Annotated in this window: 25 protein-coding genes; 6 read left to right on the top strand and 19 right to left on the bottom strand. The window is 39.6% G+C overall.

Annotated elements, in window-relative coordinates:
- Positions 1-86: 86 nt before the first annotated feature.
- The 8 genes from G7062_RS03765 to G7062_RS03730 all read right to left on the bottom strand — a co-directional run bounded on the left by G7062_RS03765 (position 87) and on the right by G7062_RS03730 (position 10,659).
- Positions 87-1,205, bottom strand: a complete 1,119-nt coding sequence (locus tag G7062_RS03765; protein ID WP_166064591.1) for a metal ABC transporter permease — start codon at positions 1,203-1,205, stop codon at positions 87-89.
- Positions 1,202-2,335: a metal ABC transporter permease gene (locus tag G7062_RS03760; RefSeq protein WP_166064590.1), complete on the bottom strand. Its 1,134-nt coding sequence runs from the start codon at positions 2,333-2,335 to the stop codon at positions 1,202-1,204. The genes G7062_RS03765 and G7062_RS03760 overlap by 4 nt, the downstream gene beginning before the upstream one ends.
- The gene (locus G7062_RS03755) at positions 2,332-3,072 is read right to left on the bottom strand and encodes a metal ABC transporter ATP-binding protein (RefSeq protein WP_166064589.1); all 741 of its coding nucleotides are present in this window, start codon (positions 3,070-3,072) and stop codon (positions 2,332-2,334) included. The genes G7062_RS03760 and G7062_RS03755 overlap by 4 nt, the downstream gene beginning before the upstream one ends.
- Before the next feature lie 16 nt (positions 3,073-3,088).
- Positions 3,089-3,994, bottom strand: coding sequence for a metal ABC transporter solute-binding protein, Zn/Mn family (locus G7062_RS03750; protein WP_166064588.1), 906 nt, complete (start codon positions 3,992-3,994; stop codon positions 3,089-3,091).
- Between the two features lie 173 nt (positions 3,995-4,167).
- Positions 4,168-4,581, bottom strand: coding sequence for a GNAT family N-acetyltransferase (locus tag G7062_RS03745; RefSeq protein ID WP_166064587.1), 414 nt, complete (start codon positions 4,579-4,581; stop codon positions 4,168-4,170).
- A gap of 144 nt (positions 4,582-4,725) precedes the next feature.
- Complete coding sequence (locus tag G7062_RS03740; RefSeq protein ID WP_166064586.1) at positions 4,726-7,626, bottom strand: glycoside hydrolase family 3 C-terminal domain-containing protein; 2,901 nt, start codon at positions 7,624-7,626, stop codon at positions 4,726-4,728.
- A gap of 118 nt (positions 7,627-7,744) precedes the next feature.
- On the bottom strand, positions 7,745-8,245 hold the full coding sequence (locus G7062_RS03735) for a GtrA family protein (RefSeq protein WP_205700148.1): 501 nt from the start codon (positions 8,243-8,245) through the stop codon (positions 7,745-7,747).
- Complete coding sequence (locus tag G7062_RS03730) at positions 8,245-10,659, bottom strand: glycoside hydrolase family 3 C-terminal domain-containing protein (protein ID WP_166064584.1); 2,415 nt, start codon at positions 10,657-10,659, stop codon at positions 8,245-8,247. Before G7062_RS03730 ends, G7062_RS03735 begins: the two co-directional genes overlap by 1 nt.
- A gap of 158 nt (positions 10,660-10,817) precedes the next feature.
- On the opposite strand from G7062_RS03730, the gene G7062_RS03725 reads away from it, so the two are divergent.
- Both G7062_RS03725 and G7062_RS03720 read left to right on the top strand, forming a co-directional pair.
- The gene (locus tag G7062_RS03725; protein ID WP_166064583.1) at positions 10,818-11,522 is read left to right on the top strand and encodes a LytTR family DNA-binding domain-containing protein; all 705 of its coding nucleotides are present in this window, start codon (positions 10,818-10,820) and stop codon (positions 11,520-11,522) included.
- Positions 11,522-12,823 carry a sensor histidine kinase gene (locus G7062_RS03720; RefSeq protein WP_166064582.1) on the top strand — a complete coding sequence of 434 codons (1,302 nt, stop codon included), beginning with the start codon at positions 11,522-11,524 and terminating at the stop codon, positions 12,821-12,823. Before G7062_RS03725 ends, G7062_RS03720 begins: the two co-directional genes overlap by 1 nt.
- On the opposite strand, the gene G7062_RS03715 is transcribed toward G7062_RS03720, so the two are convergent.
- Together G7062_RS03715 and glf are read right to left on the bottom strand one after the other, a co-directional pair.
- The gene (locus G7062_RS03715; protein WP_166064581.1) at positions 12,816-13,817 is read right to left on the bottom strand and encodes a glycosyltransferase family 2 protein; all 1,002 of its coding nucleotides are present in this window, start codon (positions 13,815-13,817) and stop codon (positions 12,816-12,818) included. The two genes, G7062_RS03720 and G7062_RS03715, sit on opposite strands and share 8 nt — an antisense overlap.
- Positions 13,818-13,861: 44 nt before the next feature.
- A complete protein-coding gene (glf, locus tag G7062_RS03710) occupies positions 13,862-14,968 on the bottom strand; it encodes a UDP-galactopyranose mutase (protein WP_166064580.1) in 1,107 nt (368 codons plus the stop codon).
- Between the two features lie 103 nt (positions 14,969-15,071).
- On the opposite strand from glf, the gene G7062_RS03705 reads away from it, so the two are divergent.
- The 4 genes from G7062_RS03705 to G7062_RS03690 all read left to right on the top strand — a co-directional run bounded on the left by G7062_RS03705 (position 15,072) and on the right by G7062_RS03690 (position 17,446).
- The gene (locus tag G7062_RS03705; RefSeq protein ID WP_166064579.1) at positions 15,072-15,440 is read left to right on the top strand and encodes a hypothetical protein; all 369 of its coding nucleotides are present in this window, start codon (positions 15,072-15,074) and stop codon (positions 15,438-15,440) included.
- A gap of 65 nt (positions 15,441-15,505) precedes the next feature.
- On the top strand, positions 15,506-16,033 hold the full coding sequence (locus G7062_RS03700; RefSeq protein ID WP_166064578.1) for a hypothetical protein: 528 nt from the start codon (positions 15,506-15,508) through the stop codon (positions 16,031-16,033).
- 67 nt (positions 16,034-16,100) lie between these two features.
- Positions 16,101-16,940, top strand: coding sequence for a sialate O-acetylesterase (locus G7062_RS03695; RefSeq protein WP_166064577.1), 840 nt, complete (start codon positions 16,101-16,103; stop codon positions 16,938-16,940).
- Entirely contained in the window at positions 16,937-17,446 is a 510-nt protein-coding gene (locus G7062_RS03690) for a PadR family transcriptional regulator (RefSeq protein WP_166064576.1), read from the top strand. The genes G7062_RS03695 and G7062_RS03690 overlap by 4 nt, the downstream gene beginning before the upstream one ends.
- 38 nt (positions 17,447-17,484) lie before the next feature.
- Here G7062_RS03690 and G7062_RS03685 read toward each other — a convergent pair whose 3' ends face one another.
- The 9 genes from G7062_RS03685 to G7062_RS03645 form a co-directional block, all read right to left on the bottom strand.
- On the bottom strand, positions 17,485-18,300 hold the full coding sequence (locus tag G7062_RS03685) for a hypothetical protein (RefSeq protein ID WP_166064575.1): 816 nt from the start codon (positions 18,298-18,300) through the stop codon (positions 17,485-17,487).
- Between the two features lie 115 nt (positions 18,301-18,415).
- Positions 18,416-18,745 (bottom strand): hypothetical protein, encoded by a 330-nt coding sequence (locus G7062_RS03680; RefSeq protein ID WP_166064574.1) that lies wholly within the window; start codon positions 18,743-18,745, stop codon positions 18,416-18,418.
- Positions 18,746-18,955: 210 nt separating this feature from the next.
- Positions 18,956-21,211: a bifunctional glutamate--cysteine ligase GshA/glutathione synthetase GshB gene (gshAB, locus tag G7062_RS03675; RefSeq protein WP_166064573.1), complete on the bottom strand. Its 2,256-nt coding sequence runs from the start codon at positions 21,209-21,211 to the stop codon at positions 18,956-18,958.
- The gene (locus G7062_RS03670; protein WP_166064572.1) at positions 21,198-22,544 is read right to left on the bottom strand and encodes an MATE family efflux transporter; all 1,347 of its coding nucleotides are present in this window, start codon (positions 22,542-22,544) and stop codon (positions 21,198-21,200) included. The genes gshAB and G7062_RS03670 overlap by 14 nt, the downstream gene beginning before the upstream one ends.
- A gap of 16 nt (positions 22,545-22,560) precedes the next feature.
- Positions 22,561-22,968, bottom strand: coding sequence for an arsenate reductase ArsC (locus G7062_RS03665; RefSeq protein WP_166064571.1), 408 nt, complete (start codon positions 22,966-22,968; stop codon positions 22,561-22,563).
- Position 22,969: 1 nt separating this feature from the next.
- Entirely contained in the window at positions 22,970-23,287 is a 318-nt protein-coding gene (locus G7062_RS03660; protein WP_166064570.1) for a metalloregulator ArsR/SmtB family transcription factor, read from the bottom strand.
- Positions 23,288-23,391: 104 nt separating this feature from the next.
- Positions 23,392-24,249 (bottom strand): hypothetical protein, encoded by an 858-nt coding sequence (locus tag G7062_RS03655; RefSeq protein WP_166064569.1) that lies wholly within the window; start codon positions 24,247-24,249, stop codon positions 23,392-23,394.
- Between the two features lie 28 nt (positions 24,250-24,277).
- Positions 24,278-25,249, bottom strand: a complete 972-nt coding sequence (locus G7062_RS03650; protein ID WP_166064568.1) for a tRNA-dihydrouridine synthase — start codon at positions 25,247-25,249, stop codon at positions 24,278-24,280.
- Positions 25,250-25,335: 86 nt separating this feature from the next.
- Positions 25,336-26,754 (bottom strand): polysaccharide deacetylase family protein, encoded by a 1,419-nt coding sequence (locus tag G7062_RS03645; protein ID WP_166064567.1) that lies wholly within the window; start codon positions 26,752-26,754, stop codon positions 25,336-25,338.
- Between the last annotated feature and the right edge of the window lie 34 nt (positions 26,755-26,788).

Raw genomic sequence — 26,788 nt, 5'->3', positions numbered from 1 at the left:
TTAAATTATATCATACCTCACCAAATCAGTGCTTACAGTTAACTGTGATATTTACTGCATCAAAAAAAAAGGAGACATGCTCCTTTTTAACGGTCGAAAATTGAATTTGCGTAGTCAATGCTCATTTCTCGACCCAGTTCCGTTAGTTTGATAACATCACGATCAATGAGAATGAGACGTTTTGACTCCAACGCTTCGATAATTTTTTGAATCTTTGCTTGAGACCAATTTAGATGTTCATAAATGCTCCAAACACCTGCTTCTTCAGCTTCATCTTCACTTGCTTCATGGTTGAATAAATGGAAGAGAACCGTAAGTTCTGCAAATTCCCTTTTTTGATGTTTGCGTCGCACTTTGGTTGAAAGCAATCCTTCGCGTGGCGAAAATAAGAATACGACTCCGAATGATAATCCTGTAATGAGTGCCATACTTCCGGCAATCGAAACATCAAAGTACATTGCGAAGAAGTACCCTACTACTGCATTAAATACAGCAAACAATGAACTGATTCCAATTAACTTCTTTAAATCATGCGTTAGGAGGAATGCAGTGATTGGTGGTCCAATCATAAATGCAATAACCAGTACTGAACCAACGGCATTGAACGCCCCAACTGCAGTGACGGATATAAGCGTCATTAATGCATAATGCAACAACACAGGAGCAAATCCTAAAGTGGCTGCTAGCAATGGATCAAAACTTGTAAGTTTTAATTCTTTAAAGAATATCAACACAAATAAGGCGTCCACACCCAATATAACAATACCTGTAAATAGACTCTTGGGAATATCGAGCCCAAAGATCATCATTCGATCAAAGGGTGCAAAGGATATTTCACCAAGGAGTACAGCATCGGTATCAAGATGGACAGAACCCGCATAACGTGTAATCAAGATTATCGCGATACTGAATAATAAGGGAAACACAACACCAATCGAGGATTCTTCTGAGAGAAGCCGCGTCCGTTGGAGCATTTCAATTAGGTAGACAGTCAGAACACCTGTTATCGCTGCACCGATGATCAACAACGGTGAGTTAAAGTCATGTGTTATAAAGAAACCGATGACAATTCCAAGTAAGATTGTATGGGTGATCGCATCACTCATCATGGCCATCTTTTTTAGTACCAAAAACACGCCAAGCAAAGAGCACGAGAGTGCTACAACGGATGCAATTAAGATTATTTCAACTTGTGTTGAGCTCATATGTGATCACCTCGATTCTGTTCGTATTCAAGTTTCGCAACATTGGTTAGACGGAAACGGTTGGAATCGTCAACGCGTTCAACCATGCGACGTTTGGTTAAGTTATTGAAAAGTCGGTCAAACGATTTTCCTTCACGATGATGATCAATAATGCATGCATCTTGAAGTTGATCTTTACTGAATTCTGCATCAATATCCAAAAGCTGATGTGTTAAAAGATTTATAATCGCCATATCAGCTTCGAATGCTTGTTTCGCACCATGCTGACGGATGAGTTTGTTAATAATTCCCCGACCTGGCGCAAGTAGAAGGCTTAGGATAACAACGATACTTGCAATCACAACAATCGCAGGACCGGTTGGAAATTTATCAACAACTGTACTTACAATCGTCCCACCCAGTCCACTCAGCGCTCCAATGAAACCGGCAAGGATTGTCATCCCAGCAAGAGACTTCGTCCACTGACGGGCAGCTACAGCTGGCGCTATAATGAGTGCAGACATCAAGACAACCCCAACCATCTGAATTCCCATGATAATGGCAGCCACAATGAAACCTGACAGTACAACGTTTAGAAAGTTTGTTGAAAGCCCAATTGAATGTGCGTAGACTGGATCGAATGAGAACACTTTAATTTCTTTCCACAAGAGCAGCATTAGTACCAAAACAATCACAGTGACGCCGACTACAAAGTAGACATCCCGTTCAAGAATTGTAGCTGCTTGACCAAACAAGAATCGTTCCAATCCCGCTTGTTGCGAGTCTGGTGATTTTTGAATTTGAGTCAATAAAATAAACCCAATCCCAAAGAACACTGACATTACAAGTGCCATTGCACTTTCAAAGTTAATTCGTGTATTTTTGGAAACCATATTAATAATATATGTTGCAAGAAGTCCCGCAACCAAAGCACCAATTAGAAGTACCTCAGTATTTTTGGTATTGGTTAGAATGAATGCCATTGTAATCCCTGCTAAAGCAGAGTGGGCAATACTATCTCCCAAGAGACTTTGTTTTCTAAGGACTGCAAATGTACCCGTAACACCTGTGAGTACACCCAAGGCAATTGAACCAAGTGCAACAATTTGAAATGTATAGTTTCCAAACAAATCAATAATTGTTTGCATCATGATTTTGTAATCCCTCCTACATCTGTATGGTAGGTAAGTTTCAGGTTTTCTTGTGTAAACGTATCTTTCACACTTCCCCATGCAACAAGTTTAATGTTGACCAAAGCAATGTTGTCAAAATATCCTTCAATGCTGGTTAGGTCATGGTGAACAACTATCACAGTCTTACCCGCAGCAGCCAGTTCTTTTAAAAGTGTCATCAAGATTTCTTCAGTCTTAACATCGACGCCTTTCAAAGGCTCATCAAGGATATAGATATCAGCTTGTTGGGTAAGTGCACGCGCTAAGAATACACGTTGTTGTTGCCCTCCTGATAATTGACTGATTTGGCGATCACGATAGGCACCCATACCAACACGTTCAAGCATTTCATCGGCAATGCGACGATCTTCTTTTCCGGGTCGTTTGATCCATCCTATATGACCATAACGTCCCATGAGAACAATGTCTTCAACGGTTGCTGGGAAATCCCAGTCAACACTGCCACTTTGAGGAACATAGGCAATATTCTTATAATCTTCGTGTTTGCTATTTCCATTAATTGTGATTTTTCCCGAAATTGGTTTAAGAAGCCCCATAATCGCTTTGATCATGGTCGACTTACCTGCACCATTCGGCCCCACGATTGCTGTTAATTTTCCAGTTTCAAATTTCACGTCACAATCCCAAAGCACGGGTTTTACATCATATGTAACGGTTAAATCTTCAACTTCAATTGCATATTTTTTCTCTGACATACTTTTTCCCTTCCCTTTATTTTAGACTATCCACAATTGTATCGACATTGAGTTTATAAGTCTCAATGTAACTTGTATTTTCCTTGAGTGAATCGGAATAGATTTCACCACCGATTTCAACTTCAAATCCGCGATCCTTAACTGCCGCTTGCAAAGCTTCAATTGTTTTCTTTGGAACACTTGATTCCGTATAAATTGCTTTAATTTTTCGATTTACGATCAAATCTGAGACATGATTAATATCGGCAATTCCTGCTTCCGATTGCGTCGATATTCCTTGAATTGCTTCTACATGCACTCCAAAGTATCGACCAAAGTAAGCGAAAGCATCATGTGCGGTAACCAAGACACGCTGTTCTTCAGGTATTTCATTGATTCTATTTTGAATATATACTTCAAGGTCATGCAGTTCGGAGATATACTGTTTTGCATTCTCTTGATAATAGTCATTGTTCTCAGGATCAATCTTACCCAACTCATTTGCAACATGTTGTGCCGATTTCTTCCAAAGATTAATGTCAAACCATATATGTGGATCATGACCCCCTTGCGTTTCATCTTCAATGATATCACTTGGGTCTAAACCATCTTCTAACTTAATAATGTTTCGGCCTGTTTTCTCAAGGCCTGTAAGCACATCATCCAATTTCGCTTCCAAGTGAACCCCACTGAATGCAACAACATCAGCATCTTGGACCGCTTGTACATCGCTTGGTTTTGCTTTATAGAGATGAGGATCTACGCCGGCAACCATCATTCCTTCAACAATCACTCGGTCACCACCAATTGTTTTTACAAGATCTGTAACCATTGTCGTTGTGGCAATGACGACAAGTTTTCCATCCGGATTGTCGATTTTTCGATTCGTACATCCTGTCAGTATTAATAAGGATGTAAGTAATAGTATCAGTACTTTTTTCATTGTTCCTTCTCTCCAATCGTATTGTTGTATTACCAATCTGTATTTTATGATTATTAGGCTTGCCTAATTTAATACTAGTATACACCTAACCTTTTCTCAATGCAACCCGTTTTATCAGAAATATCCTCACAAAAAAGCCAAACCCACATTGTGGATTCAGCTTTATTAAACATCTAGCATTCAAAATTATAACGAATATATCCACACCCATGTGTTTTCTCAAGCGACCGCATGCCGACAGATTCGTAAAAGCGTCGTGTTTCTTCCTTATTATCTGTAATTAACACGATTTGTCGCACTGCCGTAAAAGTCGCCATCATCTTATCCATGAGTTTGCCACCAATACCAAGGCGTTGGTATCGTGGATCCACCAAAATATCCTGAACATAAACAATGGATACCCCATCACCAACAACACGAATCAGTCCGATGAGTGTTTCACCGTCCCAACAGGCGCACCACCACAATGACTTCGTGAGCATTGTCTGCATCTTGTTTGGGAAATCGGTGTAACCCGTCCACGCTACAGATTTATACAAATTCATTAACTGCGAATATTCAATTGTATTATTTTCGACAAATTTCATGTATTGTCCTCCTTCATATGTATTAGCGAAGAAGATTGCTCAAGTATAATTGGAACATAATAGCCTCCATTTCTCTATTACTATATCATATTGCCAATAGAGACAAAAGCAGGTTCAGACTGTTGTATCTGAACCTGCTCACTGTTATTTTATTGTTTCTTTTTTGATTTTTTTGCTGTTGGTTGTCTTAATTAATCCGAATGTAATCAGTCCAATTCCAACAAAGTCGAGTGCTGCAAAGAGGAACATCCATTGCGGTAATTGACGGTGTGCATTTTCATAAGCACCACTATTACCAATTGCATAAAGAATGTTGTGACTTGCGCGTCGCATATTTTGATGACCCCAATTTGTCTTCAAGGTATCATCCGATAATGGTGTTACAACCGGATACAGAATCAAGTCATTTCCACCGGCAAGTCCTGCATCAACGTCCATGTATTGTGGTTTATAGAAGTCACTGATAACTACACCTCTAAAGCCCCATTCATCACGTAATACTGTTTGCATAAGTGCTTGTGATGATCCAACCCAGGTTCCGCCAAGACGGTTGTACGATGACATAACACCAGTTACATCATAGTTCTTAATGGCAACTTCAAACGCCTTAAGATAGACTTCACGCATTGTTTGTTCGTTTGCCCAAACAACAGCTCCGGTTGGATACTCGTAACGTTTCGTTTCCATATCATACATTGCATAATGCTTAATATATACATAAGCACCTTGATCAGCAACACCTTGTGCTGTTGATCCACCCATGATTCCCGAAATAAATGGATCTTCTGAATAGTACTCAAAGTTACGTCCACCCAATGTTGAACGGTGTAAGTTAACGCCTGGCATATAAAGTCCTGTCATATGCATTGAGATAGCCTCATTCGCAACGGCAACACCCATGTCATATGCTAGATCACGATTCCATGTTGAAGCAAGTGTTACTTCACTTGTATATTGATTTCCAGCAAGCCCTGCAAAGATATCGTTGACACCTGTTGGCCCATCCGTATCAATGGTTGCTGGTTTTTTGATTGAATGGATGGCTGCAGTTTGGAATCCACCGGATGTGATAAGTTCACGCATTTCATCGATTGAAAGTTGCTCCAACAGTTTTTCCCATTGTGGATCATCATAATCAAGACCCTTCATGTCTTTCAATGTAAGTCCATTTTTTGCAAATACGATTGGTTCAGCATTCTCGTCAACGACATAGTTTTCACTGTTAAGTTCTTCGATAAGTGCTGCCGATGCTTCTTTAGGTTGTGCCATTCCTTTCGGGAATGTTCCTTCCCAATCTGCTCGGGATAGATAGACTACATCATCACCATGAATATCATCAAATTGGTTGATTGCAGTGACATCATCTGAAGCACGTTTGTTTCCTTCACCATAAACAATGGGTGCATCAACAGTATATGTGCGTGCGTCAATCACTTCGTGAGCATTCTTCATTAATTTGATTTCGTAGTTTCCACTCTCAAGTACGTATGCTTTTTCTTTGCCATAGTCATAGCTTGCCATGTCTTCGACATCAAACGTTACGTTTACTTTTTCACTTTGTCCTGGTTCAAGGATTGCTGTTTTTCCAAAATCACCCAAGACAACATGCGATTTCTCAATTCCACCAAGTGTATAAGGCGCAGTATAGTACAACTGAACGACATCTTTCCCTGCTGAAGTTCCAGTATTTGTTACCGTTACTTCCATGCTAACTTTACCGTCAGCAACTGCATAATTTGATATTTTTTGTTCAAATTGTGAGTAGGATAATCCATATCCAAACGGATACTGAACCGTAGCATTGTACGCTGCTTCATCAACCAGTCCCGTTGCATTATCTACAAAACGTGTTTCATAGAACATATATCCCATGTAGATTCCTTCCGCATAGTTAATATATTTATGATGCCATGTATCTTTTCCAAATACTAAGTCAGCATTTGTATACTCAAATTCACCCGTATTATAGAATGATGGCGCTGTTTTTAAATCATAAGCATATGTATCTACCAGGCGTCCTGAAGGATTCACTTTACCAGACAAGACATTACCAACAGCGTTGAAACCTGTTGATCCAGGATAGCCAAGCCATAGAGCAGCATCCACACCCTCATTTTCAAGGAAGCCAAGTTCAAGTTGGTTTGGAGCATTAAGAAGTACAACAACATTCTCAAACTCTTTTTCCAACATACCCAACAAGTCTTTCTCATTTGCAGTTAATTTAAGATAGTGATCACCGGCTGTTCCACCTTCGTAATTCGCCATATCCGCTGCCATATCAGCACCTTCTCCAGCATTACGACCAAACATAACAACCGCTGTATTACTGTGTGCTTTTGCGTTTGCAATCATTTCATCTGTATATTCACTCAACGCAGGTTCGTGAACGTTGTAGTCACCTCCGACGAGTTTATGAATATCAACTTTTTCGCGCGGAACAAATCGGTCCTCATAGAATGTTGTGAGTTCATCATTGAGTTGGAATCCCGCATTCTCAAGACCTTGACGTAGTGTGACGTTGTTGTCAGGCTTTCCACCACCCGACCCTGTACCACCGTAAATCACGGAGTTTGAGACATATCCAAATACATTAATTTTTTCAGCTTGAAGTGGCAACGTGTTGTTTTTATTCTCAAGCATGACGATTCCTTCGTCTTGAATTTTTTCAGTCAGTGCACGCCCTTCTTCTTTGTATTGTTGGGCAAGTTCTTTATCATAATTCCCAACACCAACAAAACGGTTTGCTGCGATACCATAAGATGGTAGGATGAAGTTTGCTGCAACCAAAGCAACCAACAATACCACGACCAACGAGTAGAGTACCTTGCGTGTTTTCTTCAGTGTCACAATACGATAAATCGAATATGCGAGCGCAATGACTAACAATCCAGTTGTGACCCATTTCAAGATATTTAGCGAACGAACGACATTGATTCCATAGAAACTATTATCAAATGTTGCAAAACCCATGATAATAATTCCAATAGCCATAATTGCGCCGAAGCCAATTTTGATACCATTTTTCTTCCAATCAAAATTCTTCATTTCTCTTCCTCCATTTGTAAATCTTTTGATACACCGATTATAGTATGTAACCGTAATCATTTCACTGAATAGTGCATAACCTGTTCATATAAACGCATAGATTGAAAGCGTTTAACGCTCAGTCTTGTTTCATTATTTTGAACTTCATCATCGGATAGTTAATCAGTACTTGCACCATAATATTCACCATGTTCGAAATTGTAGGTGCCCACGATCCAACATACGGTTGGATGAGCGTTATCACATAAGGTGGCAACCATACGGATATCAATCCTGCTACAGTAACAGTCAAGATATACCATGGCAAGACTTTTTTAATCGAAACATTTGCGCTAAATACTACTTTACGTTGAACAATGAAGTTTACAATCTGAGCACAAACATATGCCAGTAAGAAACTCAGTATTCCTGCAAGTCCCCCAACCTTAACAGGATAATCGAAGATGAACCATTTAAAGGGTCTATCTGCCAAGGCTTTAAAAAGAACGGCGTTCCCAATCCATAACACAATAAAGTTTACGATTGTTGCGACATTGCTCATGATATTGAACATAATGAATTCATAGATATTGGGATTCTTTGCTTTGAATGATGCGATAACTTCTTTAATTTTGTACATTAGTGAATCTCCCATTGCGGATCTTTACGACGTTTTCGATTCGCATTCCAGGCCTTTATGAATTGAGACGAACCTTTGAAGAAATGCCCATTGCAAATTGTGAGTAATCCATCAATCATGGCATTATCCACCAGACCATTCGTCATTTTTCCAATCGCTCTAAACGGCATATTGAACATAAACAGAAGATTCAGGTCTGGTTTTTCTTTGCGTTCATTGCGTGTAATGAGTTTTCTAAAGCAGTAACTTACGAATCGCGCAAGGGGATTCTTTGCATCATTAAGGTCCATAATTGTACTGTTCTTCTCGATAACATTTCTTTTCCCCGATTCTCGAGGCGCATCGTAGCCAAGCAGACGACCAAAATCTTTCATAGAACTTGCACGAACATTTCCAAGGAAATATTCTGGATAAAATGGATCTAATGTATCCGCATTGAAATTTGTGGGTTCGACCGTAACGTCAACACACCCTTCAATGGACTGTACATCACGGCCCACCATAATTTGATACACACCGCCTTCAACTTCCCAACGCATGTTAATACCACTGTAATGACGGAATGATTTGTCATCAAAATTTAATAATACAGTTTGTGTTTCACTGGGTTCCAATGTAATTTTCGCAAATGCTTTTAATTCCTTAGCAGGACGTGGAATCAATGAATCTTTTTTACCCACATACATTTGTACGATTTCTGAACCTAAGACAGATCCTGTATTGCGAACATCAACTGATACATTATTGGATTCTACTTTGATATTGCTGTATTCAAATTGTGTATAACTCAAACCGAATCCAAAGGGATACTTGACCGCTACATTTTGTGTTTCATAATAACGATAGCCAACAAAAATACCTTCACGATGGTACGCATACGTTCCCATTGCTGGAAAATCTTCTCCAAAAGGAACATCGTCATAACTTACAGGATAGCTTTCTGCAAGTTTTCCACTTGGGCTCACTGCCCCTGTTAATAATTCCAAAGTTGCACCAGCACCTGCTTGGCCCGATAGATAACTGTGAAGGATTGCATCCGCATTCACATCCCATGACATATCAACAACCGATCCTGAGGACAAAACGACAATTGTTTGTTTTTTCTGATCCTTAACATATTTGAGCAGTTCGCGTTGTGCCTGTGGTAATTGAATGGATGCGCGATCCATCCCCTCACTTTCACTGATTTCGTCAAGACCAAGAAACAGGATTACAACATCTGCATCTTTGATTGCTGCATTGGTCGTCGGTAGAGTCTTTACGTCCAAAGGCTTACAGCGTTCGAAGCCTTGTGCCATTCCCACAACATTGATGGGATAGTTTTTATAAACTGATTGGATTGATTCAAGCTGGGTTGGGTTAATAACCGATGAGCCCGCACCTTGATATCGTGGTGTATATGCAAAGTCACCTACAATCGCAACCTTTGTGTTTGCGCTTAAAGGCAGGATATTGTGTTCGTTTTTTAATAGGACCGCACTTTTTAATGCTGCTTCACGTGCAATCTCATGATGTTCATTTTCATCAATTACATTTTGGGGCTTGTTTGCATTTGAAGTCATAACAATGCGCAGGAACTCTTCAACCCTTTGATCGAGAATTTCCTCTCTGAGATGTCCTGCTTGGACCGCTTCAACAAGTTCAATTGGTCCATTGATTCCTGTACCCGGCATTTCAGCATGACTTCCATTTTTTACACCCAATACATGATCGTTGCTCCCACCCCAGTCCGAGACAACAAATCCTTCAAAGCCCCATTCATCAACGAGAATCGACCGCAACAACTGTTCTGATTCATTTGCATAAATGCCGTTGATGAGATTATAAGATGTCATGATTGACTTTGCGCCACCTTCTTTTACAGCTATTTCGAATGCTGTCGTATAAATCTCACGATACGTACGCATATCAACAATGGAATCTGAAGTCATTCGTTTGTACTCTTGGCTGTTTACGGCAAGATGTTTCGGTGTTGCAATGGTTCCATTTGCCTGGATACCACGAATATATGCGGCAGCCATCTTACCTGAGAGATAGGGGTCTTCACTAAAATACTCAAAGTTGCGACCACATTTCGGATTGCGTTTGATGTTCAGTCCGGGACCAAGTAGTGCATCGACATTATGATACAGTGATTCTTCGCCAAGAGCGCGACCCACGCGTTCGCCAAGCGCAACATCCCACGAATTCGCAGTTGTCGCCGACGTAGGGAAGCACGTTGCTTTCGCACTTTCATTCAGTCCCAAGTGGTCTGCTGAACCCAGTTGTTTACGCACGCCATGCGGTCCATCAGCATAGCTTATGCTGGGTATGTCTAAACTCGCAATTGCTCTTGAGTCAAATTGGGTTTGCCCTGACATAAGGGATGCTTTTTGTAAAAGTGTCATTTTTTTTATTGTTTGTTTGATATCCATCGTCATAACTCCTAGCCTTATCTAAGTCTAGTTTATAATGCCTTGTAAGCGGAATCAAACAGAATCACACAACCTGTCAACATTGTGACATAATCTGTAATTTATTTTTGCCTAATTGCCATGATTCAGTTACTATTAAGGCACAAGGTGGTGGAACCATGAAAATTGCAATCGTCGAAGACAACGAATTAATGCAACAACAACTTCACGATGTTATCCAAGAGGCAAGCCAAAAGGCAGCACTCGAAATCGAAATTTCTTGCTTTAGCAACGGACAATCCTTTATTGACCAATTCCAAAATAATTTTGACCTCATTTATCTGGACGTTGAAATGCCAGAGCTTAACGGCATGCAAACCGCCCAAGCAATACGGAGTTTCCCATCTGATGCACCGATTGTATTTGTCACAAATTTTGTTCAATATGCTGTCGAAGGTTACAGTGTTGAAGCATTTGACTTCATTCTTAAGCCAATCAACCCTTTTAAGTTTGAGAATCATTTTAATAAATTTTTAAAACGCTATTCACAAACAGACAACGCACCCACAATAACGGTAAAATATAAAAATGAAATTACGAAACTGCGCCTTGATGATATCTACTTCATTGAGAGCCAAGGGCATTATGTTCACTACCATACCGATGGTAAATCCGTTATCTCCATTGAGACACTCAAAGCCATCGAAGAACAACTTGCACCCTATGCATTTTATCGCTGCAACAATCATTACCTTGTGAATCTCAACCATGTATCCTCGATTAAAGATGATACTGCGTTTGTAGGTAAGTATGCGCTACGCATTAGTCGACCTCGTAAGAAGGACTTTATGAATGCACTGACCGAACACTTAGGAGGACGCTAATGGAACTTTTTATGAATATCCCACGTTTCTTGACCGCCCTAGCTGAGTCCATGGCATGCCTAATCATTATTTTAAGTTTTACAAAGAAGCAACCCTATTGGCATTTGAAATTTTTAGGGTTTGCAATGGGACAAATCGTACTACAACATACTGTCGAATCATGGCCACTGTCTTTTTGGATTCTTGGTATGATTCTAAATATTTTGTGGATGTACCTGACCATCAATTTTTGTGTCAGCGCCAATCGAACGGTAATTATTTACAACACAATGAAAGCATTTATCTTTGCTGAATTCTCAGCTTCATTCGCATGGCTCTTGAGCCTTTACTTCTTCGCATCTGCACACCAAACGATTACACCGCTCATTCTCATCACTGCATTCATCATTAACACTGTGTCTGCAGCCGTCTACTTTTTTGTGACACTGCGATCAAAACAAGACTATACGTCCGTTCAATCACGAAGTTTACTGATAACGCTACTCACATGTACCATCATCTTTATGATGAGTAACCTAGGATTTCTATTATCAACCACCGCCTATCCCCTGGGTGACACATCTGCAGTTTTCATTTTCCGGACAATGATTGATGTCCTAGGGTTGGCGATTCTTTACATTCAAGAGAGCCAACGACGGGAGTCAAACTTACAAGAAGAAATAGGCGCCATTAACAATGCGCTTTACTACCAATATCGTCAATACAATGAGTATCGGCAAAACAACAGTATGATCGATCAAAAAGTACATGATTTAAAACATCAACTCCAACTACTTAACATGGAACCCATTGATGCAACGATTAAAAATCGTGTTCTAACGGATATTGAGGAATTAATCAAACAGTACGATGCAACCATCGCTTCAGGAAACCCAATTCTTGACACTGTGCTCACGCAGAAAAACCTCATGTGTTTACAGAACAATATCTCATTCACATGTATGACCGATGGAAATCAGTTAAACTTTATGGATGCACTTGATATCTACAGCATTCTCGGAAACGCGCTGGACAACGCGTTTGAATCTGTGTCCAAACTTGAAGGTAACCAACGCGTCATTAATTTACGCATTTTCGCAAAAGATGATTTTGTAATTATATCCCTCGAAAACCCCTATTCTGGTACGCTTGAATATGAAGACGGTTTTCCGCGAACCACAAAAAAAGACACGCAATACCATGGATACGGTATTAAAAGCATGTCTTACATTGTTGAGAAATATCATGGGAACCTCAGCATCAACGATGATGACGGTTGGTTCAAGCTTAAAGTACTCTTTGCGAAACAATCGATCAGTTAAATCCAAACAGTTTCTGCGTAATACGATAGACCACAATTCCAAGACGGCGACTGAAGCCGTCTTTTTTTGAAAGATTCCATCCCATCAAACGATGTGTGAGACGAGAATACAATTGCGGGTCGCTCTTTTGCACTGTCTGCCAAAGTGCTGCACGCTTCAGCTCACTCTCTGGTGTGTTTTCAATTCGTAGCATTGTTGATGAAATTGCCATGATAATTTCTAAGTGGTGGAAAAGATAATTATCTACAGCGAAATCACGCTGACTATTTTCAACATAGTATGCAATCATGAGGTGATTAACTCGCAGTTGTTGATCAATGCGCCGTATCATGACTTGTTCATTTACGGATTGGTCATCTCTTCCAATAAAATAGTGATAAAGAATTTCATCGAAGTATACAATTGTCTGAACATGCATCAACGAGCGAAAGACAAAAAGATTATCAACGTAGAATGTATGTTCAGGTAACGCCAGTTTTGTTGTGCGAAGAATCTCTGTTCGATGAATCATGGAGTGCATCATAAAGTAGGTACCAAGCGGAAAGTGTATCGCATCCCAACCAACAATCGTTTCTTGGGGAATAGAACGGCGATAATGCATTATCTTTTTGTGACGGGCACCTTTTTTTTCATACCGATAGTTTGCCACTATTAAATCAACAGTCTGGTTATGCTCGATATAGTTTAATATTTTCTCGAGTGCAGATTGATTTAACCAATCGTCGCTATCTAAAACTTTGAAGTACAACCCTTGTGCCACTGCCAGACCAGCATCAATCGCGGATCCATGTCCCCCGTTTTCTTTGTGAATGACACGAATCATCTCGGGAAAACGATGGTGATATGCATCCGCAATCCTTGCAGTATCATCCGTTGAACCATCGTTCACAATAATTATTTCTATCCGATCATCACCCATTAAGAGTGAATCAATACTCACACTCATGTATTCTTGCGAGTTATAACACGGTACCACAATACTAAGTAATTTCATTACGACTCCTGCTTTCACTGCTTTTTTTCATTATAGAAAAGGACCTATTGATTGTCAAATTCAGTGTCAACAAGCTTTAAGACATTTTCGATAATATGATGCATGTCAAAATAACGGTACTGTCCCAACCGTCCTCCGAAAATTACGTGCGCCTCTTTTTCAGCTTTTTGGCGGTATTTTTCATAGATTTCATTATTCAGCGCATCGTTAATTGGATAGTAGGGTTCAACATCCTTGGTATAGTCTTGGGGATATTCACGTGTGATTACAGTTTTTGGTGCCTGTCCAAACTCAAAGTGCTTATGCTCTATGATTCGCGTAAATTCTGTTTCACGATCCGTGTAGTTTATCACTGCATTGCCTTGGTAATTGTCACTTTCCAAGAGTTCATGTTCAAATCGCAAGCTTCGATATTCTAATTCCCCAAATTCATAGTCATAATACTGGTCGATCATTCCTGTAAATATTATTTTCTCTGCCATCCCCTCATACATCGTCCGATTCTCAAAGTAATCCGCATTTAATGTAACATCAATATCTTTCAACCATTTATCAAACAGGACATTGTATCCTCCGACAGGAATCCCTTGGTAAATGTCCGTGAAGTAATTGTTGTCAAAGGTATACCGAACCGGTAGACGCTTAATAATAAAAGCAGGCAATTCTGTGCACGGTCTACCCCATTGTTTCTCCGTATATCCCTTTATCAGTTTTTCATAAATATCCAAGCCAACTAAATTTATTGCCTGCTCTTCCAAGTTTTTCGGATTTGACACACCATAATTCTTACGTTGTTCAGCAATTATCTGTTTTGCTTGCTCAGGCGTGTTAACACCCCATAATCGATTGAAAGTGTTCATGTTAAAAGGCAAGTTAAGCAATGTTCCCTTGTAGTTGGCGAGTGGCGCATTTGTAAAATGATTAAACGTCGCAAATTGATTTACATAGTCCCATACGCTTTTGTTGCTGGTATGAAAGATATGCGCACCATACCAGTGAACATTAATACCCGCAATGGGCTTACAATAAAGATTTCCACCAACATGTTCACGTTTATCGATAACCAAAACACGCTTGCCGCGTTTTGTTGCTTCATATGCGAATATCGATCCAAAGGGACCTGCTCCCACAACTAAATAATCGTATTTCATAATTTACCTCACATCACCTAGACATATTTAATGGTTCAAGATTAGCATACTTTGCGATATTTACAAAATCTAATATGGTATAATTCTTAAAACGGAGGTCCGTATGAAAAAGAAATACTTCAGTGTTATTCTCATAACACTAACATTTATCGCCTTACAATGGTTTTTAAACACCACCCTCTTAGGTATGGGTTCTTGGGTCCTAATCTTGATGACTCTCGCAAGTGTCCTTTATGGTTTGACAGTCGCAATTATTTTCTTGGAAATTCCCTTAAAGATGGACAAGAAAAAAGGTGTTGTTCTAATTGAACTCGCCATCATAATTGGTGCAACATACCTTCTCTATATGATGGTTTTACCAATTATCCCTTCCTCTTTTGGACCCTTTTTAATCTTGCAATTTATCGTTGTGCTACTGACACTTTACTATGGAAAACGTTTGAAAAATAGCGATGCAATCACATTGAATTAAACGGTCTTGTATCGTTTTTTTTAGTATAGAAATGTTTGGCTTTAATGATCGCATAGAGGATGCATATGAAACATAAACGACTTTGTATTTTCTTAAGTTCAAGCACATTAATTATTGTGGTTGCGCTGGCTTGGTACATCACTCAAAAACCCAAACGACCCGATTTTACAGTTGTACTCCAAGAGCGCATCTTTGTTGAATACAATGCTAACGTGAGCCCAGAAACGGTTGCTAGTCTCGTTCAATTTTATATTGTTGATTGGGAAAAAACAGACATTCCTGATATCGCTCGTTATACTTTGGAGATAGACAGTCATGTTAAATCATTCAATTACCGCCAACGCGCACTGCAACTTGGCTGGGATGAAGAAGGCAGACAGATTACTTCAAATTACACAAGTGTTGGAGATGTTACTGCATTTTATTACACAATTCCTGGAAATGTGGAACTTTTTGATGTTTTGGTGAGTGCTGATCCTTCACGCAATATCGAAAAAATAGTCCCACAAACTGGCCATTTTACAATCACAATTGGCGATTACTCTGAAGGTTATGATTTCGAATACTATGTTATCGAAGTATTCAACGACTAAAATATTTATTGTACTTGATAGTATAGTCTAATTAGACTATACTATTTTTGAATGTGAGGAAATATGTATGAAATCAATTTTAATGATTGGCCAATCAAACATGGCTGGACGCGGTTTTATCGCCGATGTCGCCCCCTTAATTAACGAGCACGTATTTATGCTGCGCAATGGGCGCTGGCAAATGATGGCTGAACCGATCAATCCCGATCGCAGTGTAGCAGGTATTAGCCTTGCAGCAACGTTTGCAGATGCATGGTCACATGATAACCCCGGTGAACAAATTGGGCTCATTCCTTGTGCAGAGGGCGGTAGTTCTTTAGAAGACTGGAATGTCGATGGGCATCTTTTCCGCCATGCGCTCAGCGAGGCACGTTTCGCTATGGAGACCAGTGAAATTATCGGAATTCTTTGGCATCAAGGTGAAAGTGACAGTCATTCAGGATTACACCAAAGTTACTACGATAAACTCTCAGTTAACATGAGAACACTTAAAGATACCCTCCAACTCCATGCCGTTCCCCTTATCATTGGCGAACTGGGAGACTTCCTTGGTAAATCGGGATTTGGGCTCTACAGCAGTGAGTACAAGGAAATAAACCACGTCCTTCGACACTATACAAACGACCATACCAACACCTATATAGTAAGTTCGCAACTCTTAACGAGTAACCCCGACGGAATCCATATGGATGCAGTTTCACTGCGAAGATTCGGACTTCGTTATTATGCGGCATTCAAAGAACAAAAGAATGTGGACGAGCCACTCAAAAACGAGATGGATATGGTGATGGCCATCGAATCACGGACACTAACGCCTAACGAAACCATGCATGATCTTACAACAAAGCTTGCAAAAGGAAAAATCGACTACCAAACTTTCACAGAAAGTCTTACAGGTAAGTCATGATTCCATTGTTGATTCTGGGCTTAATCTACCAAAATCCCGATTCAAGTGGCTATGACCTTTTGCGACTTATGGATGAGCGTCATTACAAATACATTGTGAAAGTCACAAAAGGATCTTTTTACTACAATGTACAACAGCTTGAGGAAAAAGGTCATATCAACCAGGTTGATACAGGTGAAGTGAGCAGTCATGATGCGCGTCACTACAAAATCACTGACTCTGGTATCAATACTTTCAATGAACTCATGAAGCATTATGGATCCATAACAGATTATGTAAACCTTACACTGTATGGGCCACTTCTCTTCGCAGATATGTACGATAAAAAAGAACTATTAGAGCTACTTGAGTTACAAATTCAGCAAACACAAGCAAAAGTTGAACTTCTTGAAATGAGCTTAGTGACTGCAGAGCCATCCTATTTCACGATGATGCTCGCGAATTCACGCGCACATCATTTGGTAAATATCGAATGGTTCACAACCCTCATCGAGAATTTGCATTAAAAAACTCGGATCATACGAACCGAGTTTTTCATATACTTTTAGTGATGATGGTCGTGACCACCATCTTCAACATGTGCTGTTGTACCAGCTTGTGCACGTTTGAGACAGATTTTACAAATTTCTTCAATGTTACGGAGTTCGTATGCTTGAGAAACCTTTCCTGTAATAATTTCATCGGTACGATCTGAATTAATTGTATAACAATCATCAAATAGATGGTATACACGACCCGACTTTGTCCAGAATACAGCATCATCACCCATAAGTGACTCTACCAACGCTGTTTCCTCAGTATACTTTTCGATGGATGCAGGGTTGAAATCAAGTCCAAATGCACTTACGATTGCCAGCGCAATAACAGCTACTGTAGTCGCAATTCCTTTTTGTTTTCCATCCATATCTTTGTTTGTTAACATCAAGACGATTAAAGGTAAGAAAGCAATAATCCCAACAATGAATCCCAATTGATTTTGCACGAAGAATCGTACTTTATCTTTCTCAGATGCTGGATCCAAACGGTTGGCTTGTTTCCATAATAGCGATCCCCCAATTGCAAAAATTGCATCTACGATTAAGAGACCAATGATGAGTCCCAAGTTAATCGGAGTTTTACGTAATTGCATAATTGCAAAGATTTCCAATCCAATCGCGATGGCCCATAAGATTCCGGCAATTATTCGAAACTGAGTTGCTTTTTTCTTATTTTCATCTGTAGGTTTGAAAACTTTGGCTGCAGGTTTTTCAGCGGCACTTTCCGTAGTCTTTTCAACATTATCTTCGACCACTTTCGATACTTTAACAGCTTTCTCAGCAGTTTCAGGCGTATCTGCCTTCACTATCTTCTTCTTAGTCATATTTCCCCTCCTAGACTATAGTCGAATTTTAACACACTCACGAATCTATCACAATTGATATAACCACTATTACGGTGTTCAAAAAAAGCGATTCCTAGAAATCGCTTTTCCAATTTTACTCTGAGATAGAACAGTACTTGTCCATATTCTCATGGTCTACTGTAACGCCCCACGGTGCAAAACAGCTCATTAGGTTTTCGTTAATTTTACCCGTCTTATCACTCTTGTTCTTTACAAAAACATTATAGCCCAGTCCACGGTATGAATAGTCCCATTCCATACCGGATTGAACTCGATTAAGTGGCATCACAAACAGGGGGGATTTGAAATGAGTTATCTCGTTTCGATCAAAAACTACCCGTCGCTTATTAACGAACAACGAACCGACGACTACAAAAACCAAGCATACTACGATGGAAATTAGTACTTTCATCTCTTTTTTCATCTGATTCTCCTTGTATAGTTTAAGTATAGACTATAAGCGAGAGCGATTATTCTCATTTAGTGCAATTACAATTATTTTACGCGCAGTTGCGCAAAAAACGAGTCATCTTTGTGAGTTTTAGAATAATTTTACACAAAATTGTGATGAGTAAAGCAGTTAAGATTAAATATTAATTTCTATACCACAATTATCTCATGAAATATGACGAATTTATTTAGTGAGTACATTAAGAATTGTATCGCCAATATTTCTGTTTTTACCTTTGTAAGGAAAACAATGAATATGAATTGCGGGATTAAAATTCATTTCAATGATTGCATGATTCGTATCGTTTGCGGGTTCACTAATATTCGCTATCATCATATCTACACCTGTTATGGAAACATCCAATGCCCGTGCGGCTTGTTCCGCAATCCGAAAGTATGATCTATGAACATTATCCGTTACATCAATACTGTCCCCACCCGTACTAATGTTTGAATTTTCTCTTAAGAAAATGCGTTCTCCTTGAAGTGGAACGGTATCAACATTGGCATCGTTTTGGCGAAGAAAATCAATAACAACATTATCAATTTGAATCTTCTCCAAGGGTTTTGTATAGTGGTACCCACGAAGTGGATTCCTGTTTTTAATTTCTACCAGTTCCTTGATCGTGTGAATGCCATCCCCTTCGACACTGGCAGGTCTGCGATAAAGAATGCCTTCTACTTTTCCCCCAATGATGAGAATACGGTACTCTTCACCAGAAATGAATGATTCCAGTAAAACCGTTGAATCGGCTTCAAAAGCATGATCAAGGGCTGTTTGAAACTGTAACTCTGTATAGGTATGTGGAAATATGGTAATTCCAACTCCAAAATTGGTATTGTTTGGTTTCACAACGAGTGCTGATGGCAAAAGACCTTCACGATACAGTTGCAAACCTTCTCGCTTGTTTGCAACCACAAACCCTTGTGGAACAGGGATTCCATCTTCATCAAGCACGCGTTTGGTCACTGCTTTATTTTCCATAACAAGAACTGAACTATAGGGATCCAATCGAGTCTTTGTAGCTTCTTTAATATATTCCCAGGCATTTGCATTACCATCTTTAATGCGGATGAAATTCGCATCAGCGTCCATGATTTCGAAGTGGTAACCCTTACGAATTGCTGCTTGCAACACGATTCGTGTCGAAAGTTCCAACATTTCATAACCGTAGAAGCGTGTGGGATTATCTAGACTTTCTTGGGTGTAATTGCGCGCCATATCCATATGAAACGATATGTAATCTTGAGATGCGATTTCAGAACGAATCTGTGAACTGTAACTCATAGTAGAGGTTTCAATGCGCAATCGTGTCTGCGTTAAAACTGTATTCGAATCATAAGGCACATTCTCAATTAAGTTCACGTATTCTTCAAGCGAGCGCAGCAGTTGAAGCGATGCATCCGTAATGGTTTGCAGAGCTTGATTAGAGTCGATAATCTCATCATCTGCGAAATTTCTGCTGGCAATATCATGATTTACTGCCGCAATTTCTTGTAGTTTATCATTAAAATCAAAATCAGGTTGCATCGCAAAATATACCATAAACATGTGAATGAGTTCGAGATCACTTTGATTTACCCCAATCGAAAACAGGGGATTAATATCAATAAATCGTAATTCAAGATAGGTAATGTGATTGTTGTTTTTAGACTTCAGGCGTACAGCCTCGTAAAGTTCCGATGCACCACTCAATGAGCCTTGCGCTATATGGCTCTCGATCGAATTTTTATAGCCTTCAAAAGAGTTATAGTCCAACAACAGTAACGCATCATTACGATATCCGCACACACTATTCCGCAACGAAGCAAGCCCTTCATAGGAACAGTCTCCTTGCTTGTTGTGTTGGCTAGTTTGCACACATTTCTCAACAAAACTGTCGTGAAACACTGGACTTGCTGCCATCACGTGAATAAAGAACCATCGATAGTATTGAAAGTACTTTGCGACCTTTAAGTATAGCGAATCTTTAAAGTCTTCAAAGTCCACTTCATGAGTCTGCTTCCACAGTTTGCGTAATACTGTATCATCAAATGACACGTTAAAATGAATACCGGAAATTACTGAACGTTTATTTCCATACTTTTTGCTTAAATAGTCTCGATATTCTTTTTTATTCGTATCCCGATATTCAGCAATTGGAATCGCAGCTTCGTTGGGAAGAATCGGAGGATTACTTTGCGGCCATAGGTATTCGGATTCAAGTGTGCGCAGTACGATATCTTGAATATTCCCCAAGAACTGGTAGGCCTCTGTGATCGATTTAACGGGTGGCGTTACCATTTCAAGTTGGGCTTCTGAGAAGTCACGCATGATATAGGGATTATGTTCGCCAAACACGCTTGGATGTTGGCTTTGAGATATTACCCCATCATTCGTAACACGAATATTCTCTTTTTCGATGCCAAACATCCCTTTGAATAGATTATACTGCGACATTTTGAGTTCCTCGTTTCTCTGACATTGTGTAATTGAACCACAAGAACAAACTGACACCTTTGAATACACTTGTTAAACTGATACTCCACCATACGCCCATAAGCCCCATTGATTGTGACAAGAGCAGTGCCAATGGGATGCGCATGATCGTAAAGATAACAGAAATAATTGGTGGGATATAGGTCTTCCCAATACCATTGAAGGCTCCTACTGTTAAGAGTTCAATGCACATAAAGACTTGTGATAACCCAATGGCACGCATGTATCCGACACCATCGTTAATAATTTCCGGTTCAGCGATAAAAACACTGAATATCTGCTTAGGAAAAATTATGAAGAGTGCTGATACAGCGATACCGAAAATGAGTACAAGTTGGAGCGATTGTCGGTATCCATCTTTAATTCTACTGAGCTTTCCTGCGCCAAAGTTTTGACCTACAAAGGCAGATATCGCCCCCTGTAGACCTCCAACTGTGACATAGCTTATTGACTCAATCTGAATACCAATTTTCTGTACCGCAATTGCCTCTGCACCAAATTGAACAATGATTTTTGCCATTGCCATTGATATATAGGAAAAAAGCACTCGCTGTGCAGTAATTGGTAACCCTAATTTAAAAACTTCAAGTGTGCGCTTAAAGTTAAATCGCGCATGAAGGCTCTGTTTGATCTCTTCATTCGAATAAACAATCAAAAGAACCAGCGTAATCACTCGGGCAATATTATTCGTCCATGCCGCTCCGACAACCCCAAGCGCCGGCATAATTCCCAATCCAAAAATGAATACAGGATCAAGAATTAAGTTTATCACCAACCCAATTGCATTGGCCTTAAATGTTGTTTTGGTATCACCATAACTTGTATAGATTGTGGTGTAAACAGATATTAAGAACATAAGGGGAATTCCTAAAAGGGATACCACAAGATACTCCTTCGCCATGGTTAGGATCGATGTATCTATTATTCCAAAGTATGCCAATAGTTGCGGTGAGAATATACCAACGACAAGGCTGAATAAAAGCCCTAGTATCACGCCGACAAGAAGGCCATTTTTGTTATAAACACGGGCACTCTCTTTATCACCTTTCCCCAGCATTTGTGCAACACGAACGCCGGTCCCAATTGTGATAATCGTTGAGATTGCCGTCGCTAAATTTACATAGAAACTCGCAGTTCCTACCGCACTCACTGCGCCACTTCCAAGCCTTCCAACCCAGATCATGTCAAACATCCCAAGCGCAGTTTGAATAAAGTTCGATAGAATTATCGGAAATGATATTTTAATTAGCGTTGGTTTAATGTCTCCATGGAGCATATCAATATGTTGTTTCATTTAAACTCCTCATAATCTATAACAATTCTTGTCTTTGGATTCGATGCATCAGATTTTTTACTTTCGCTTCAATCTCATTCATAGTACCCTCAAACGCATCCAAGCTTTGACCTGTTGGATCTTCAAGACCCCAATCTTCGCGATGTCGACATGCTAAAGTTGGGCATGACACATTACATCCCATGGTAATGACGATATCAATAGCTGGAAGAGTCTCAATCAACTTGGAATATTGTGTCTTATTCATATCTAGTTGATACTTGTCCGCAATCACGGCCACAGCACTGGGGTTTATCGCAGGTTTTAAAGCAGTCCCTGCGGAGTATGCTTCAAAAACATCACTAGCGATGACTTTTGAAATTGCTTCTGCCATTTGACTTCGACACGAATTATGCACACAAATAAAGGCAACTTTTGGTTTCATACTATAAGTCCTTGCGCACCGAACACGCATCGCCTTTCTTACTTACTGGAGCAACAAGTTGCCCCGTCAATACATGAAGCATTTGAATTGCTTCCGCATCGATTGTATAACGCATCCAGTTTCCTTCTTTAGCACCCGATACAAGTCCACTCTCAACCAATATCTTCATGTGATACGAAAGTGTTGGCTGTGTAATTGCAAATCTCTCAAGAATATGACAAGCACAAAGACTTTCCTCTTGAAGCATAAGCATAATATTAAGTCGTGTTTCATCGGCCAATGCTTTAAACATTAATACATAATCTGCGTTTGCGTACATACATTTCTCCTCTATATAGATAACTATCTATATCATTATACAAAGCATATAGAGAAACGTCAATATAGCACCCTATAAAAAAAGACTTCCTTATTTCAGAAGTCTCACAAATCATTGAGAAGTTCACGCAGACGCACAAAGTTTTGAATTAACATCTTGATTGTAGAATCCGGAATATCTGTCCGATCTGAAACAAGCGCAACAATACCGCGCAACTCCCACAATTCAAGAAAACCGTTGAACAACTCCTTATCAAATGATTCAAACATTTCACTGTAACCCGTATAGAGTTCACGAAACGCATGCGTGTCAAGTGTTCCAAATTCAAGTGCAGAATGAAAACCTGCAGCCCGATCTAGATAACATGACCCCACACGCAACTCTGAGAAATCAATGATTCTCAACCTATCATCATTTTGGATCATATTCCATATACCTGCATCGCCATGTATGTAGTCATCGCCATCAAATTTTTCACCTTTATACGAATCAATAAATGCCTTGGTGATTCCATTTTCAGTAAACACCGTTTGTTGGTATGAACCAAGTAATTGGTATCGTGATGACAAATCAAACTTATCGGGCGTTGTTGTGTATTCCGATGCCGACAAAACGAATTCAAGTTCTTGCACTGTGCGTGCGATACGCCTTAATATTTCCGGATTATTTTTCTGTGGGTAATCACCCAAACAAAACTCCTGAACTATTGCGAAACGATCTTCTGTAATACACACGTAGTGCTGCCCATTTGATGTTTGAATTATCTTCGGAGTAACAGCATGTTTATCATTTATGAAAATTTGAATATAGTTTTCGATGAGCTTTCGACTGTTAAGAAGACGCAATATTGCATCCCCCTGCTTAGATATGATGTGGTAGACTTCCGATTGTGTACCTTGCGTAAACCGCTGAATTAAAGTTTCATCATCAAAACCATATTGAGACAGAATATCCTCTAACATCAAAACCTCCTTAATAAAAATAACTCAATCAGTCAATTGAGTTATTTGCTTCAAATGCGTCCAAAAGAGTGCGCGCTTCTTGCGTAGATTTGGTTTCCATTAGCTGAACACGAAGATCACTTGCTCCAGAAAACTCACGAATATAGATCTTAAAAAAACGATGGAGGGGTTTGAAAAGGCTCGGTTCATTACCTGTGTACTTATCAAACATATCCAAGTGATAACGGAATAAATCCAAAAGTTCTTTTGAGGAATGAGTTTCTCCAGATTTCTCGAAAGCATACGGATTGTGGAAGACACCCCTCCCAATCATAACGCCATCGACTCCATATTTTGTTGCAAGTTCCATGCCAACTTCATAGTTGGGAATGTCACCATTTATTGTAATTTTCGTTTGTGGGGCTACCGCATCACGAAGTTTCATGATTTCTGGAATCAGTTCCCAATGGGCATCTACCTTACTCATTTCCGTTTTTGTGCGAAGATGTATGGAGAGATTCGCAATATCTTGTTGCAACAGGTGTGTTAACCACCCGCGCCACTCGTCAACTTTAGAGTGACCCAAACGTGTCTTCACACTTACAGGAAGTCCTCCCGCTTTAGCACCTTGAATAATTTCCGCAGCAACATCAGGACGTAAAATTAATCCCGATCCGCGACCGTGTTTAAACACATTGGGTGCAGGGCATCCCATATTGATATCGATTCCTTGGAATCCCATTTCTGCCATCCCAATACTCATTTGTCGAAAATACTCAGGATTATCACCCCAAAGGTGCGCAACCATCGGTTGTTCATCTTCAGTAAACGTCAAACGACCGCGCAGGCTTTCACGACCCTCTGTATGAAAATAACTTTCGCTATTGGTGAATTCCGTAAAGAAGACATCTGGACGTGCAGCTTTCGCAATAACATGACGAAAGACGACATTGGTAACATCTTCCATTGGAGCCAATACGAAAAAAGGTGTCGGTAGTTCATTCCAAAAATTATGCTTCATTGTAATTCCTCATTCTGTGTTTTTGTATCGACACTTATTGTGCCATTAAAACGTATTTTTTTCAACCTTCGTACATCTGTTTCAAATCATTCATAGGCTGCGTAATATGCTTCCCCATTCTCAAGACCACCACGGACTTCAAGCAAGGTCTCCACACTCACTAAAGTGTAGCCTTCTTCATGAAGTGCATCAATAATAACCGGAACTGCTTCAATACTTGCCTTATGAATGTCATGCATTAGAACAATCGATCCGTCTTTAGAATCCGAGACAACATTATCAACAATAGTTTTTGCATCGAGACCATTCCAATCTTGCGTATCGACTGACCAAAGTATGATTGCCGCATTCGCATTTTGGGCTATTTCATCATTGAATGAGCCATAAGGGGGTCGCATCATTATCGGCGACTCTCCAGTTGCAAGAAGAATTTGTTCATTCGTACGTTCAAATTCCGAGGCGACTTCTTCGGGTGTTAAATTAACTAAGTTATAGTGAGAATACGTGTGGCTGCCGATTGCATGACCTTCGGCGTATGCTCTGCGGACAATTTCTGGGTTTTTCTTGACTTGAGACCCTAATACAAAAAAGGTTGCTTCAGTATCCTTTTGTTTCAGAATATCTAGGAGTTGGGGTGTTAGCGTTTGGTGTGGCCCATCATCGAAGGTCAGTGCGATCAATTTCTTACCTTCATATGATTTAACAAACCTACGGTGTTGTTCTTTATAGAACTGTGATTCTGCGAAGTTTTGTACTGTAATATTCTGTGCTACTTTCTCAATTTGTTCAAGTTTGAGACCTTGAACATCTGATAAACTAATTGAAATTATTTGTGTTGCTTTATATCCAGGCGCAATTTGATAGGGTTCAAAGTACGCAAACAAGGAGTTATGCGATATGGTGAAATGTTTGGTGTCTTTGACAACACGAATAACTTCATCAGTACTTAAATATGGATTATCAGAATCCTCACTGACAATGTCCGTAACTTTTTCTTGTAATTGTTTAAGAAACTTTTCATGATATTTTTGGTCCACAAAAAGTTCGTTTAGAGTGACACATTTCCCCGATTTCATATCAAATGTAAATGTATCAATTCCACGATCTCCGTGTGCCATCCCCGGTTGAATTGCGTATGTTGAAAAATAGAACGAAACGATATCTTCATTAAATACTGATGACTCATAACTGATGTTAAACTCAGCATTCTCAATGTCCGCGTTCAGTGTTTTCTTAAAATCTGAGTATTTCGTATCTATAAAGTTTTTGATAAATGCATTGACAGTTTCATTGCCAGTGCGTGGATATTCAATGTGGATATTCTGAGGCGAATTTTCTGAGATTCGTTCTGTTTCTAAATCATTATAATAAGACTTCCCCAAAATATTTCCAGTACTAATAGTACGATAAAGTACAATACCACTAATAATGAGCGCCACACACAAGCTTGTCAAGCCAATTATCATCCCCCATCTTGGTTTACGAATTACCCTTTTTGTTCCCATTACATGACCTTCTTCCTCTTGTTTTTATTATATC

The sequence above is a fragment of the Erysipelothrix sp. HDW6C genome (assembly GCF_011299615.1).
Taxonomy (GTDB): Bacteria; Bacillota_I; Bacilli_A; order Erysipelotrichales; family Erysipelotrichaceae; genus Erysipelothrix.
The sequence above is the reverse complement of the archived record's forward strand: the minus strand, read 5'-3'. Positions and strand labels throughout refer to the sequence as shown.